Origin of the sequence: Streptomyces sp. MNU76 (assembly GCF_020982545.1) — a bacterium.
GTDB lineage: Bacteria > Actinomycetota > Actinomycetes > Streptomycetales > Streptomycetaceae > Streptomyces.
This window is the reverse complement of sequence record NZ_JAJKLK010000027.1, coordinates 1-14,490: the sequence shown is the minus strand read 5'-3', so window position 1 is coordinate 14,490 and position 14,490 is coordinate 1. Positions and strand designations below refer to the sequence as shown.

The window sequence follows — 14,490 nt, the reverse complement described above, 5'->3', positions numbered from 1 at the left end:
TGGCCCCGGACGGTCCGCGCCTGATCGACTTCGGAATCGCGCGCACCGGAGGGCATGGCGCTCACGTCCACCGGCGTCATCGTGGGCTCCCCCGGTTTCCTGTCGCCCGAACAGGCGCGGGCGCGCGGCGCCGGGATCGGCCCGCCCAGCGATGTCTTCTCACTGGGCTGCGTCCTGGCGTTCGCCGCGACCGGCGTCCGGCCGTTCGGCACCGGCGCGGCCGCCGGGGTGCTGCTGCGCACGGTCTACGACGAGCCGGAACTCCCCGGGATCCCGCAGGCGCTGGAGCCGGTCGTCCGGGCGTGTCTGGACAAGGACCCGGCGCGCCGGCCGATCGCCGCCGAGGTCGGTGCGGCGCTCGACGCGGCCGTTCCGGCCGACCGGGAGAGGTGGCTGCCGGAGCCGGTGACCCGGCTGATCGCGGAGCGGTCGGCGACGGTGCTGGCGATGGGGGCGATCGAGCCGACCCGGGTGACCGCGCCGGGGTCTCCCTCTTCGGCGTCTCCCTCTTCGGCATCGGCTTCGGCATGCACACCGGCGTCGGCGGACCCGGACATGGTGACGGTGCCATCGTTCAAAGGGCCGGCAGACGAGGCTCCGACGCAGGAACGGGCGGGGGCGCGGGGTGCGAGTCGCCGCGGTTTCCTGGCGCTCGGCTCCACGGGGGCGGCTGCCGGGCTCTTCGCGGCCGGCGGCGGGGCGTGGTGGTGGCGCAACCGGGGCGAACGGAAGACCGGCGCGGGAGGCTCCTCGTCCGGCCCGCGCGCCGAACTCGTCGTGGCCTTCCAGGGCGACCTGTCCGGAGCGACCGGGGAGACCGGGCGGGCCCAGTTCGACGGCGCCCGGCTGGCCGTCGCACACGTGAACGCCGACGACGACCGTCCGCTGCGGCTGACGCTGCGCGCGTACGACGACGGAGGCGAGCCCGACCGGACCCTGGACCGGGCGACGCGGCTGGCGAAGGACCGGCGGGTCCTCGCGGTGCTGGGACCGACCACGGACGCCTGTTTCCTCGCCGCGGAGACCGTGTACACGCAGGCCGTGCTGCCCGTCGTCTCCGTGTCGGTGGGGGTGACCTCCCAAGTCAGGGACACCGGTCTGTCCACGCTTCGTTCGCACGCGCAGCTCTCGCCGAGCGACGAGTTGCTCGCCGCCCCGTGCAACGCGTATCTGACGGGCGAGGCCGACGCCCGCGAGGTGTTCCTGGTCGAGGACCGGGCCGAGGGCGACTTCGCCTGGATGCTCTGCAACTACATCCAGCGGGCGCTCGGCCGCGACGGCAGGGACACGAGTGTCACGAGTGTCGCTGCCGGGAAGCTCGACCACACCGCGCTCGCCCGGCGGGTGGTCGCGTCCGGCTCGGACGCGGTCGTGTTCAGCGGAGGGCAGGAACGGGCGGGCGCGTTCGCCGCCGCCCTGCGCGAGGCCGGGTTCTCCGGTACCCGGGTCGCCACCCAACGGGCCTTCGGCACACGGTTCCTGGAGCGTGCGGGCCCGGCGGCCGACGGCTGGGTCCTCGCCACCGCCTTCATCGATCCGACGGCCGTCCCGGCGGCCCGCTCCTTCACCAAGGCGTACGAGGCCCGGTACGGGGAGCGGCCGGGCCCGTACGCGGCGGAGGCGTACGACGCGGTGCTGTTCCTGGCCCAGGCGTGTGCGAGCGGGGGCACGGCCCTGCGGGAGCGCGGCGCGATCGTGCGGCGTATGCGGGAGGTGTCGTACACCGGCATCAGCCGGACCGTCGTGTACACCGCGGACAACGGATACAACCACGACGCGCTGTTCCTGTACCGCGTGGCCGAAGGGAAGTTCGACTTTCGCGGGCAGTACCAGCAGGCGGATGGATGACACGGATGCATGACACGGACGTGCGACGGCGGCGGTCGGGCCGGGCCCGGGGCCGTTGTGGTCATGCGGGCCCGTCCCGAGGGGCTATCGTGCCTTCATGTCGCAGGACCTGATTCGTATCGTCTCCCGAGACTCGCCCATGGCTCTGGCACAGGTGGAGCGCGTACGCGCCGAACTCGCCGTGCTCCACCCGGCGCTGCGCACCGAGGTGGTCCCCGTGAAGACGACCGGGGACAAGTGGATGGGTGATCTCTCCAAGGTCGAGGGCAAGGGTGCCTTCACCAAGGAGGTCGACGCCGCGCTCGTCGCGGGCGAGGCCGATCTCGCCGTGCACTGTGTGAAGGACGTCCCCGCCGACCGGCCCCTCCCGGCCGGCACGATGTTCGCGGCGTTCCTGAAGCGGGACGACATCCGCGACGCGCTCGTGGACCCCGCCGGACGCACCCTGGACGAGCTGCCCGCCGGAACCCGTATCGGCACCTCCTCCGTACGGCGTGCCGCGCAACTCGCGGCCTCCCACCCGCACTTGGACTGCGTGCCCTTCCGAGGGAACGCCAACCGGCGGCTGGAGAAGCTGGCCGCGGGCGAGGCGGACGCGCTGCTGCTGGCCGTCTCCGGGCTGGAGCGGATCGGCCGTGCGGACGTGATCAGCGAGATCCTGTCCGTCGAGACGATGATGCCGCCGATCGGCGCGGGCGTCCTGGCGCTGCAGTGCCGGGAGGACGACACCGACACCATCGACACGGTCAGCGGGCTCGGTGATCCGGACACCCACCGCGAGACGCTCGCCGAGCGGATGTTCCTGCATGTGCTGCAGGGCCACTGCAACAGCCCCATCGCCGGTTTCGCCCGCACCGAGCGCAACGGCGAACTCTCCCTGCGGGCCTCGGTGTTCACGCCCGACGGCAAGACGGTCCTCAACGCCCACGAGTGGGCGGGCCGTCTCGACCCCGCGACGCTCGGTACCTCCGTCGCGGTGGCACTGCTCCGCCAGGGCGCCCGCGACCTCATCGACGGCATCCCGCACTGATCCGCCGACGCCCGACCCGGCGGTCAGTCGAGTCCGCGGGCCAGTACCTGGCCCGGCCAGGTGCCCGAGCGGAAGGGTGTGGTCGGGGTGAAGCCGTTGCGTTCGTAGAACGCGACGAGACGACCGCCGTCGCCCGCCCAGCAGTCGACGCGCAGGAGTCCCACGCCGGCGCGGCGGGTCTCGTCGACGGCGTGGGACAGGAGGGCCGCGCCGATGCCATGGCCTGCGTGGTGCCGGTCGGAGACGAGGAGGCGGACGTACCGCTCGGGTTCGTCGGCCGGGGGGATCGGCATCTGCGGGCTGGGGCCGGAGTCCAGGACCATGGCTCCGACGGGCGTGCCGTCCCACTCCGCGATGTACGGGGTGTTCTCGGTCGTGTAGCGCTCGACGCGTGACGGCCCGTCGGGTCGCCGCGAGTACGGGATCGTGCCCCACTGCTCGGTGTTTCCGCGCGCGTTCATCCAGGCCACCGCCGCGTCGAGCAGACGGAGGATGGCCGGGGCGTCGGCCGGGCCGCCGGGTCGGATGCGGAGTACCTGGGTGGGGAGGGGACGTCGGGGTCACGGTGGCAGCCTAGGTGTTGTCGTGATCGGTGCGGCCGGAGCCGAGGCCCAGCTCACGGTCGCCGAGCGGGGTGAAGAAGCGGTGCACGTCGGCGTCGGTGACGTCGGTGAGCGTCGGCGGGTTCCAACGGGGGCGGCGGTCCTTGTCGATGACCTGGGCGCGGATGCCCTCGACGAGGTCGGCGGTGGCCAGGGCGGCGCAGGAGACGCGGTACTCCTGGTCCAGCGCCTGTTCCAGAGAGCCAAGGCCTCGGGCCCGTCGCACGCCGGTGAGGGTGACCTTGACGGCGGTCGGGGACTTGGCCAGCAGGGTCTCGGCGGTCTCCTTCGCGGCCGGGTCGCCGTGGGCGAGCAGTCGTCGGACGATCTCCTCGGCCGTGTCGGCGGCGAAGCAGGCGTCGATCCATGCCCGCCGTTCCCGCAACTGGGCCGACGGCGGCTGCCGCACGTGCCGGGCGACGGCGTCCTGGGCGGGCAGTTCGGCGAGGTCGTCGAGGAGCGCGCCGAGTGACGCGGACGGTACGTAGTGGTCGGCGAGCCCGCACAGCAGGGCGTCGCCGGCGCCGATCGCCGTGCCGGTGAGGGCGAGGAGGGTGCCGAGTTCGCCCGGGGCACGGGCCAGGAGATGCGTGCCGCCGACGTCCGGGACGAAGCCGATGCCGGTCTCGGGCATGGCGATCCGCGAGCGTTCGGTGACGACACGGATGCCGCCGTGCGCGGAGATGCCGACGCCGCCGCCCATCACGATGCCGTCCATGACGGCGACGTACGGCTTTGGGTAGTGGGCGATACGGGCGTTGAGGTGGTACTCGTCGCGCCAGAACGCCGCCGAGACGGTGCCGTCCCCGTCGCGGGCGTCGTCGTGGACGACCCGGATGTCGCCGCCCGCGCACAGTCCCCGCTCCCCCGCGCCGGTGACGACGACGGTCTCCACGGCCGGGTCGTGTTCCCAGGCGGTGAGCGCCTCGTCGACGCGCCGCACCATGGCGTGGTTGAGCGCGTTGAGGGCCTTCGGCCGGTTGAGGGTGATGTGGGCGGCACGGCCGACGGTGTGCAGCAGCACGGGTTCCTGCCCGCCGGTCATCGAACCGCCTCCCTCGCGACTGCCGGCCGTCGCCCCGGGCGACCTGGAGAGCGTACCTGTGCCTCCGGTACCCCTGACCGGGCGGCCCCGTGCGCAGGGGAGCGCAGTGGGGCGTCGGCTCGCGTCTCAGACGCGTGGCTTCCGCCAGGTCCTGATCTCGGTGGCCGGAAGCCGTTCCGCGAAACGGCCGTCGGGGGCCTCCCGCTCCAGAAGCGCCCGCAGGTCCCGCTCGAACTCCCGCAGCCGGTCGCCGAACAGGTGCGGGGCGGAGAAGGAGTTGGAGAACGTCCAGGCCACGAGGTCGTCGACGGTGCGGGTGACCACGTCCCCGGCGGGCACGACCTGCCGTGCGTAGCCCTCGAAACCGGCGCGCGCGATGACGAGTTCCTCACCGCCGGGCGTGCCGTGCACGAGGCGTCCCTGCCCCGCGCGGCGCACGGGTCCCAGGAAGTGGCGTACCAGGTCGCCGATCCGGTCGTACGGCGGCGCCGGTGATGGCGGCGGTGTCGGGTCGGATGGCGGGTCCTTGAGGTCGCTGATGTGGACGAACGCGCCGCCGGGCTCCAGCATCCCCCGCACGGTGGCCGCGACCCGGTCACGGTCCGTCCAGTGGAAGGACTGGGCGAACACCACGGCCCGGAAAGTCCCCAGCCCGGCCGGTAGATCCTCGGCGCGCGCGGCCACCCAGCGCGCGTTGGTCACCCCCGAGCGCGTGGCCCGGCGCTCGGCCTCCGTCAGCATGTCCTCGTCGGGATCGACGCCGACGGCCTCCTCGAAGTACCGCGCCAGCGGCAGCAGTACGATCCCGGGTCCGCAGCCGACGTCGAGGAGTCGGCCACCTCCGTCCAGGCCGAGGGACCCGGCGAGGGCCTCGGCGAATCCGGTGGCGTAGGGGAGCCTGCCCCGCTCGTAGTACGCCGCGCTGCCCCGGAAGAGCGTGGGATCCCACTGCCATACGTCCGGCACGCCGCCTCCGCTTCCCTTCTTCTCCGTCCGCCTCTCGCGGAACAGTGCTGGTGGGGGGGGAGAAAAGTTCCTCTCCGCCGCGCCCCGACCAGCGGCCGCGGAAGGATCTCAGGCCCCGAAGCCCAGCAACGCGACCTCCAGCGGGAGGGCGGGGCGCTTGGGGAGGGCGGGGATTCGCCGTGTCCGGTGTGGGTGGGTGGGACGGCGCGCAGCGCCTCGATCCCGTCGACGGCCCACCAGGCGTCCGTCCGAGGCAGCGACAGGGTCATGCGTCGGCCGTCGGCCAGCGTGGTCTCGATCGTGCCCGGGTCGTTCGTCGTCATGGCAACCCCCTCCGTGGCGCACCGGATACGTCCGGCCTCACCCCGAAGACGCGCGACCGGGGCCAAGAAGTTCCCCGGGCGTCAGCAGACATGTCCCGCGCATGTCGCCGGTCGATGATCGATCACTTTCCAGCCAAACACTTGTTGTGCTCCTGACACAACAGCTCCACATCTGTCACTCTGTGCGCACTCCGTCTCACGACGGCGCACGCGCACCCGCATCGCAGCACTCCCTGCACCACCCGGTGCCTCGACCCGTGCACCGGGTCCTTCGTACGGCCGCTCGTCCAACGTCGGCCGCAGCAAAGGAGTTCGCGTGAGATCCACCCCCCACAGACGCACCACGGCCACAGCCGCCCTCGTGGTGGCGGCGGCGGTACTCGCCGTCGCCGTCCCGGGCGCCCCCGCGATCGCTCGCGGCGACGGCGGCGAAGGCACCGCCCGTCCCGCGGCGGCCAAGGCGGACCGCGGGTCACTGCCCGCGCAGCTCACCCCCGCACAGCGCGCGACCCTCGTCCGACAGGCCGAGAAGGCCACGGACCGGACCGCCGACCGCCTGGACCTCGGCAGCCAGGAGGAGTTGCGGGTCCGCGACGTCGTCAAGGACGCCGACGGCACCACGCACACCCGCTACGAGCGCACCTACGCCGGGCTGCCCGTGCTCGGCGGCGACCTGGTCGTCCACGCCGCCAAGTCCGGCGCGGTCGAGAGCGTCACCCGGGCCTACAAGCCCGAGTTGAAGGTGTCGGACCTCAGCCCCGAGGTCAGCAGGGCCACCGCGGAGAAGCAGGCGCTCGCGGCGGCGAAGGAGGAGGGGTCCACCAAGACCGCTCCGGACAGCAGCCGCAAGGTCGTCTGGGCCGCGAAGGGCACGCCGACCCTGGCCTACGAGACCGTCGTCAGCGGCTTCCAGCACGACGACACGCCCAGCGAGCTGCACGTCATCACCGACGCGCAGACCGGGAAGAAGCTGTTCGAGTACGAGGCCGTGCACACCGGCACGGGCAACACCCGCTACAGCGGCACGGTCGCGCTCGGCACCAGCCAGTCCGGCTCGTCGTACACGCTGACCGACGCGGACCGGGGCAACCACCGCACGTACAACCTGAACCGGGGCTCCTCCGGCACCGGGACGCTGTTCAGCGGCTCCGACGACATCTGGGGCGACGGGAGCACCGCCAACCTGGAGACGGCCGGCGCGGACGCCCACTACGGCGCGGCGCTGACCTGGGACTACTACAAGAACGTGCACGGCAGGAACGGGCTGCGCAACGACGGTGTCGCGCCCTACAGCCGGGTGCACTACGGCAACAACTACGTCAACGCGTTCTGGCAGGACTCCTGCTTCTGCATGACGTACGGTGACGGCTCCGGCAACGCCAACCCGCTCACCTCGATCGACGTGGCCGCGCACGAGATGACCCACGGTCTGACCTCGGTCACCGCGAACCTCGTCTACAGCGGTGAGTCGGGCGGGTTGAACGAGGCGACCTCCGACATCTTCGCCGCCGCCGTGGAGTTCGCCGCGGGCAACGCCAATGACGTCGGCGACTACCTCGTGGGCGAGAAGATCGACATCAACGGCGACGGCACGCCGCTGCGTTACATGGACCGGCCCAGCAAGGACGGCTCCTCGCGCGACTACTGGTCCTCCACGCTCGGCAGCATCGACGTCCACTACTCCTCGGGCCCGGCCAACCACTGGTACTACCTGGCCTCCGAGGGCAGCGGCGCGAAGGTCGTCAACGGCGTCTCCTACGACTCGCCGACCTTCGACGGGCTGCCCGTCACCCCGATAGGCCGGGACGCGGCCGAGAAGATCTGGTTCCGGGCGCTCACCACGTACATGACGTCCACGACCAACTACGCGGCCGCCCGCACCGCCACCCTCCAGGCCGCCGCCGACCTGTACGGGCTCGGCTCGGTGACCTACAACAACACCGCCAACGCGTGGGCCGCGATCAACGTCGGTTCCCGGATCCTCGACGGTGTGACGGTCGTTCCGCCGGCCGCCCAGTACTCCCTGGTCGGTCAGGCGGTCACGCTGGACGTCCAGGCGTCCTCCACCAACGCCGGCGCCCTGTCGTACGCGGCCACCGGACTGCCGGACGGGCTGTCGATCGACGCCGCCACGGGCCGGATCTCCGGCTCCCCGACCACGGCGGGCAACTCGACGCCGACGGTCACCGTGACGGACTCGGCCGGCGAGACCGGCACGGCGAGCTTCGCCTGGCGCGTGGACGAGGAGGGGAACCAGTCGGTGTTCGAGAACACCGCCGACTACCAGATCCCCGACAACTCCACCGTGGAGTCGCCGATCAACGTCAACCGGGCCGGAGCGGCGTCCAGCGCGCTCACCGTGGACGTGAACATCGTCCACACCTGGCGCGGTGACCTGGTCGTCGACCTCGTGGCCCCGGACGGCACGGCGTACCGGCTGAAGAACTCCTCGTCGTCCGACTCGGCGGACGACGTGATCGCCACGTACACGGTGGACGCCTCCTCGGAGACGGCCGCCGGCACCTGGAAGCTGCGGGTGCAGGACGTGGCCAGCCTCGACACCGGCTACATCAACAGCTGGAAGCTGACGTTCTGACAGGTCGTCAACTGACTGTCGTCTGAGGCCCGTCAGTCACCGAGCGGCCGGTCCCGACCCGTCGGGACCGGCCGCTTCGCCGTGTCCCCCTCCGCGTCGATGTGCGGCATGATCCGGTCCAGCCAGTGCGGGATCCACCAGGCGTGGCGGCCCAGGAGGGTCATCACCGCGGGGACCATGAGCAGCCGGACGACCGTGGCGTCGATGAGAACGCTGACGGCGAGCCCCAGCCCCAGCATCTTGACCACGATGTTGTCGCTGACGATGAACGCGGCGAAGACACTGACCATGATCAGGGCTGCGCAGGTGATGACCCGGGCCGTGATCTCCAGCGCGTGGGCCACCGAAGCCCGGGCGTCGCCGGTGCGCGTCCATGCCTCGTGGACGCGGGAGAGCAGGAAGATCTCGTAGTCCATGCTGAGGCCGAAGATGATGGCGAACATCATCATCGGCACATAGCTCTCGATGGGCACCGTGCCGTTGACGCCCAGGGCGGGCCCGCCCCAGCCCCACTGGAAGACGGCGACGACGACGCCGTACGAGGCCGCGATGGACAGCACGTTGAGGACCGCCGCCTTCACCGCGACCAGGAGCCCCCGGAAGACGGCGAGGATGATCAGGAAGGCGAGGGCGACGACCACGGCGATGATGATGGGCAGCCGACTCGCCACGATGTCACGGAAGTCGACCTGGGAGGCCGTGGTCCCGGTGACATAGCCCTTCGCCTTGGTGCCGGAGACCGAGGCGGGGAGCGTGTCGTCGACGAGGCGGTTCGTCAGGTCCGTCGTGTCGGCGTTCTGCGGGGACTCCTTGGAGTAGACCGTGCCGACCAGCACGTCCCCGTCCTGGGTGAGGGTCAGCGGGGTGACCACGTACGCCCCCTCGACCGCGTCCAGGTTCTTCTGCGCGGTGCTCTGCAGGCCCTGGCGGTCCGACGACGGCACCGAGGTCTGGTCGATGACGACCGTGAGCGGACCGTTGGAGCCCGGCCCGAAGGCGTCGGTCATCAGGTCGTAGGCGCGGCGGTCGGTGAAGGAGGTGGGGTCGGCGCCGTCGCCGATGTGACCGAGCTGGATCGAGAAGACGGGGATGGCGAGGACCGCCACCGTCGTGACACCGGCCGCGAGGAAGCGCCACGGATGGTGCTCCACGCGCTGGGCGTATCGGTGCCAGGTGCCGGTGATCTCCTCGCCCGCCTCCGCCCCGGTCTCGGCGACCGGCTTGCGGACGTGGTAGCGGTCGATGCGTCTGCCGATGAGGCCGAGCAGCGCCGGGACCAGGGTGAGGGCGCCGATGATCGCGGAGACGACGGTCACGGCGGCGGCGAGCCCCAGGTTGCCGATGAAGTTCACGCCGGACGTGTAGAGCCCGGTGAGGGCGACGATCACCGTGCAGCCGGAGACGAGGACGGCGTGGCCGCTGGTCGAGGCGGCCCGGCCGGCCGCCCGTACCGGGTCGTCGCCGTCCATGAGGTTCTGCCGGTGACGGGTGGTCAGGAACAGCGCGTAGTCGATGCCGACGCCGAGCCCGATCATCGTCGCCAGGGTCGGGGAGACGGTCGCGAACGTGAACGCGGCGGCCAGCAGGCCGAGGCAGGCGAGGCCGCCGATGACGCTCAGCAACGCGGTCACCAGAGGTAGTCCGGCGGCGATGACGCTACCGAATCCGATCATCAGGACGACGATCGCGACCCCGAATCCGATCAGCTCGCTCACCCGGTCGTCGGCGGCGGGACGGGCCAGTTCGCCGAGCGGTCCGCCGTACTCGACCTCGGCGCCCGCCGACCGCAGCGGCTGGACCGCGTCGTCCACGCCGTCGAGATAGCCGGCTCCGAGGGTCGAGGGCTGCACGTCGAAGCGGATCGTGATGTACGCCGTCTTCTGGTCGGAGGACAGAGGACCGACGTTCGGCTGCTGCGACTGGTCCGACGACTGCGAGGGCTGGGTGGCGGGCGCGGTCAGCGGGTTCTGGACCGACAGCACGTGCGGCAGCTTCTGCAGGTCGTCGACCGTCTCGGACATCTGGGAGCCGAGCGAGGCGAGGGCATTGTCCTCGTCGTGCAGGACGATCTGGCTGCCGTAGCCGCCGGCCGCCGGATCGTGCTCCTTCAGCACGTCCAGGCCCTTCTCGGACTGCACTCCCGGAAGGGTGAAGTCGTCCGAGTAGTCGCCGCCGTAGGACCGGTTCAGCACCTGGACGGCCGCGAGGGCGACCAGCCAGGAGACGATGACGATCACGAAGTGCCGGGCGCACCATTCGCCGAGCCGCCGCAGCACGCCCCCGGCAACCTCGGACCCCCCTTCCCCGCCGGAACGTTTCCCACCGGAACGACCTGAGCGCATCGTCTCTCCCACGGCAGCGATCTCCGGCCCTCATTACACGACGCTCCCGGTGCCCCGGCACTTCGGGAGATCACGGTCCCCCGGTTGGCGGCCCCGGCTTGACAGGCGGACGATGAGGGGGGGTGGGACGGAACGGAAGGAGCCGTCATGCTGGAGATCAAGTCGGTCGAGAAGCCGGACGAGCGGCGCGACTTCCCTCGGGGTCACCTCGAGGCCGTGCACCTCACCGGGCTCGACTTCGCCGTGGCCACCTTCGAGCCGGGCTGGCGCTGGTCGGAGTCCGTCGGCCCCCTCGCGGGCACGGAGAGCTGCCAGGTCCATCACAACGGCTACGTGGTCCAGGGGCGCATGCACATCCGCATGGACGACGGCGGTGAGGGCGAGGTCGGACCGGGCGACACCTTCGTGTGTCCGCCGGGGCACGACGCGTGGGTCGTGGGTGACGAGCAGTGCCTGCTGTACGACTTCGCCGGCCAGATGGCCCAGGACTACGCGAAGGCGAAGGGGGACTGAGCCGAAGGTCCGGGTGCGAGAGGGAGTGGAGGCGGGGCACCACACACCCCGCCTCCATCCACGCCACCACGCCCGCAGCAGCCCTCACGCCCGCGCCTCTGCACGCACCCACGACCTCCGCGCGCGTCCGCGTCCGGCGTGCTAGGGGGTGTTTCGAGAGTCCTGTGCGGTGCCCGCGGTGTCCGGTGCGTGCTCTCGGCGTGCCGAACGAAAGCCCTCGTACTGGACGTACTTGGAGTTTCGGCCGGTGCGGCGAGAGTGCGTGCCGGGCGCCGCGGATGCTGTGCGGGACTTTCGAAGCACCCCCTAGATGCCGTCGGCCCCCCGCAGGTTGTCCAGGGTCGCGTTCGTGTCGTTCTTGAGCCAGTCGACGACGTCGTCCACGTCCGGCATGGTCACGTCGTCGTAGCTGGAGCCGTAGGCGCTCCACCGCATCTCGTACGTCATCCAGCCGTCGCGCACCGCGAGGGTGGCCGACCGGCTGCCGCTGGTGTCGTCGCCCGAGGTGGTGTCCTCGGTGATGACGTACGCCTCGTCCCCGAAGCCGTCGACCTTCTCGACCTCGTAGTCCTCGTAGCGCTGGTCGTACTCGGACCACATGGCGGTGAACTCGGGGCCGGGGTCGGTCTTCTTGTGCAGGTCGATCTGGACCGAGAAGTACGCGTCGGAGAGTGTGGAGGTCGAGGACTCCTTCAGGGAGATGCTGCAGTAGCTCTGGTCGAGGGCCGCGTGCTCCAGGGAGTTGTTGACCGGGGCGTCGTCCTCCTCCGGGTACTCGTTCTTGAAGGACGAGTAGTCCACGGACGGGCAGATGTCCGACTTGGCCCGGTAGCCGCGCAGGTCGGCCTCCGTCTCGTCCTTGCCGAGCAGGAACACCCCGCCGGCCCAGGCCGCCGAGGCCACCGCCGCGCCGACCAGCGCCCACAGCACGGCCCGCCCGCCGGCACCCGTGGCGGGCGGTGCCCCGAGGGGAGGGTAGCCACCCGGCGGGTAGCCACCCGGCGGGTAGCCACCCGGCGGGTAGCCACCCGGCGGGTAGCCGTACGGGTTCGCCTGGGCGGCCACGGGGGCGACCTGAGGGCCGTAGGGCCGGGGGCTGGGGCTCGCCGCCGGGGACTGCGGATCGGGATAGGGGTAGGCGCTCGGGACGGCCGCCTGTGTCGGGGCCTGCGCCTGCGCGGGCTGGGCCGGTATCTCGGCCTGGGTGGGTGTCTGCGGCGGGGGTGCCGACGGGGACGCGGACGGCTGGTCCTGCGGCTGTGGCTGTGGCTGTGCCGGTGCACCCTCGGGGCGTTCGGTCATCGGGTTCTCCTCGGTCGTGGTGGACGGGGTGCTGCGGCGGAGCCGGGTCGCCCCGCGGGCGCGGGGCGGGGCGGCGGGGTGTCGTGGTCGAACGCGTGGAGGAGGGATACCCACGGCCGGATCCCTTCCATGCGGCCCCACCGCCCCCGGACGCACCTGCGGATCCGAGGCTTCCAGAACGCCTGCCGCACGGTCGTCCGTAGAACTACGCACCCTGGTTACGGAACCTGGCGCGCCGGCCGGGGCGCGCCCCGGCACGGCGGCCGTCCTGGGGCGGCCGTCCGTGCCCGGTGCTTTCATGGGAGGCATGACCAGCAGAAGTGTCGTCGTCGAGCGACGGGTGGCCGCTTCCCAGGGCCGGGTGTGGGAGGCCGTGACGGACCTCGGCGGTATGGATCGGATGCTCAGTGGTGTCATGAGGGTCGAGGTCCTCACGGACGGGGGCTTCGGGGTGGGCACTCGGTGGCGGGAGACCCGTCGGATGTTCGGCAAGGACGCCACCGAGGAGATGTGGGTGACCGTCAGCGAGCCGCCCGAGCGCTATGTGGTGGAGGCCGAGTCGCACGGCTCCCGCTATGTCTCGGAGTGGGTGCTGCGGGCCGACGGGCCGGGGGCGACGACGATCGTGACGACCTTCTCCGCCCGGCCGACCGGCACCGTAGCGGGTCTGCTCGCCAGGGTCATGGGCCCTCTGGGCGCCCGGGCCGTCCGCAAGGCGATCGCGAAGGACCTGGACGACGTCGCCGGGTGGGTGGAGGGCCGCAGGGGCTGAGCCGCCGCGGCCCTCGGTCACCGGGCCCGGGTGCGCGTCAGGAGTTCAGGCCGAAGCCCGAGGTCACATAGGCGCACTCCGTGTAGATGTAGCCGGACTCCAGCTTGGCCGTGTCGGAGGCGGCGCTGGAGGCGTTCTCGCTTTTCGGCTTGTGCAGGAAGTACGTGGTGCCGACGGGCAGGCTGATGGTGCGCTGCGGGTACTTGTCGTTGCCGCTGCACGGCTTGAAGCTGGAGACCAGGGTGCTGCTCCAGTCGTAGCTGGTGCAGGTGGAGCAGCCCTTCAGGGTGAACGTGCCGGTCACCGGGCCGGTGTACATGACCTGGATCTCGTCGGGGCTGTCGTTCTTCACCGTCACGGAGATGCTGCCGCCGGTCCGTGTGGTGGGCAGCTTCTTGCCCGCCTCCGGGACCTCCTGCGCGATCTCGGCGGCGATCGCGATCTTCTTGGCGCGCGGCGCGTTCTTGTGCTTCTTGTTGGCGTCGACGAAGTCGTTCATCGACGCCACCGCCTCGGCGAAGTCGCCGTCCTTGTACTGGTCGACGCCGCAGGTGTAGACACCGGCGGAGGCGGACTTCTCGGCCTTTCCGGCGGCGGCGGCGAGCCCGTCGGCCACCCCTGCCTTCTCCCCCGGCAACGCCTTGACCTGGGAGCCGAGCGTCTCCAACCGGTCCACGGCGGCGCACGGGTCGTCGCCGCCGACGGCCTTGACCGCCTTGTCGACGGCCCGCTCGACGTCGGGTTCGACCTTCGCCGCCTGATCGGAGTCGGGGAAGGTGGTGAGGAGGTCGCTGAACTGGTCCTGCCAGCCGGCGGTGTCGGCCGCCAGGCTCGCGGAGGCGCACTCGTACAGCGAGGTGGCGAGCCGGTCGTCGGGCCAGGCGGCCAGCGAGCCGAGGTCCTGCTTGCTCACGGTCCGGGGCACCGTACGCAGGTATTCGAGGGGAGCGACCGCCTCGCAGTACTCCTTGTCCTCGTAAGGGGCGCCGACGGTCGTGTAGAAGGTCTTCAACCGGTCGGGCACCTTCTCGGCGGCGCGGGAGTCGGGGTGGTCGGTGCTCAGGTCGTCGTAGGCGGCCAGAGCCCTGCGGTACTCGGACTGGGTGGTCGAGAAGGACTCGCCGGAGGCCTTGTCCACGAGCTCGTCGGCC

Annotated in this window: 11 protein-coding genes; 5 read left to right on the top strand and 6 right to left on the bottom strand. The window is 71.5% G+C overall.

What is annotated here, in order from left to right; all coding sequences use genetic code 11:
• Positions 1-54 precede the first annotated feature (54 nt).
• Positions 55-1,848, top strand: coding sequence for an ABC transporter substrate-binding protein (locus E4N62_RS41815; RefSeq protein ID WP_230223269.1), 1,794 nt, complete (start codon positions 55-57; stop codon positions 1,846-1,848).
• Positions 1,849-1,945: 97 nt separating this feature from the next.
• Complete coding sequence (gene hemC, locus E4N62_RS41810; RefSeq protein ID WP_230223266.1) at positions 1,946-2,878, top strand: hydroxymethylbilane synthase; 933 nt, start codon at positions 1,946-1,948, stop codon at positions 2,876-2,878.
• Between the two features lie 23 nt (positions 2,879-2,901).
• Here the strand turns inward: hemC and E4N62_RS41805 are convergent, their stop codons facing one another.
• The 3 genes from E4N62_RS41805 to E4N62_RS41795 all read right to left on the bottom strand — a co-directional run bounded on the left by E4N62_RS41805 (position 2,902) and on the right by E4N62_RS41795 (position 5,491).
• Positions 2,902-3,339: a GNAT family N-acetyltransferase gene (locus E4N62_RS41805; RefSeq protein ID WP_230223264.1), complete on the bottom strand. Its 438-nt coding sequence runs from the start codon at positions 3,337-3,339 to the stop codon at positions 2,902-2,904.
• Between the two features lie 112 nt (positions 3,340-3,451).
• On the bottom strand, positions 3,452-4,525 hold the full coding sequence (locus tag E4N62_RS41800) for an enoyl-CoA hydratase/isomerase family protein (RefSeq protein WP_230223262.1): 1,074 nt from the start codon (positions 4,523-4,525) through the stop codon (positions 3,452-3,454).
• Between the two features lie 126 nt (positions 4,526-4,651).
• Positions 4,652-5,491: a class I SAM-dependent methyltransferase gene (locus E4N62_RS41795; protein ID WP_230223259.1), complete on the bottom strand. Its 840-nt coding sequence runs from the start codon at positions 5,489-5,491 to the stop codon at positions 4,652-4,654.
• A 639-nt stretch (positions 5,492-6,130) separates the two neighbouring features.
• On the opposite strand from E4N62_RS41795, the gene E4N62_RS41790 reads away from it, so the two are divergent.
• Positions 6,131-8,410, top strand: a complete 2,280-nt coding sequence (locus tag E4N62_RS41790; protein ID WP_230223257.1) for a M4 family metallopeptidase — start codon at positions 6,131-6,133, stop codon at positions 8,408-8,410.
• A 32-nt stretch (positions 8,411-8,442) separates the two neighbouring features.
• Here the strand turns inward: E4N62_RS41790 and E4N62_RS41785 are convergent, their stop codons facing one another.
• Entirely contained in the window at positions 8,443-10,752 is a 2,310-nt protein-coding gene (locus tag E4N62_RS41785; RefSeq protein WP_230223255.1) for an MMPL family transporter, read from the bottom strand.
• A 147-nt stretch (positions 10,753-10,899) separates the two neighbouring features.
• Between E4N62_RS41785 and E4N62_RS41780 the strand changes: the two genes are divergently transcribed.
• The gene (locus tag E4N62_RS41780; protein ID WP_230223253.1) at positions 10,900-11,265 is read left to right on the top strand and encodes a cupin domain-containing protein; all 366 of its coding nucleotides are present in this window, start codon (positions 10,900-10,902) and stop codon (positions 11,263-11,265) included.
• Positions 11,266-11,571: 306 nt separating this feature from the next.
• On the opposite strand, the gene E4N62_RS41775 is transcribed toward E4N62_RS41780, so the two are convergent.
• Positions 11,572-12,567, bottom strand: a complete 996-nt coding sequence (locus E4N62_RS41775; protein ID WP_230223251.1) for a hypothetical protein — start codon at positions 12,565-12,567, stop codon at positions 11,572-11,574.
• A gap of 307 nt (positions 12,568-12,874) precedes the next feature.
• On the opposite strand from E4N62_RS41775, the gene E4N62_RS41770 reads away from it, so the two are divergent.
• On the top strand, positions 12,875-13,339 hold the full coding sequence (locus E4N62_RS41770; RefSeq protein WP_230223248.1) for an SRPBCC family protein: 465 nt from the start codon (positions 12,875-12,877) through the stop codon (positions 13,337-13,339).
• Positions 13,340-13,376: 37 nt separating this feature from the next.
• Here the strand turns inward: E4N62_RS41770 and E4N62_RS41765 are convergent.
• Positions 13,377-14,490: hypothetical protein (locus E4N62_RS41765; protein WP_230223246.1), on the bottom strand; the 1,114-nt coding region annotated here is incomplete at its 5' end.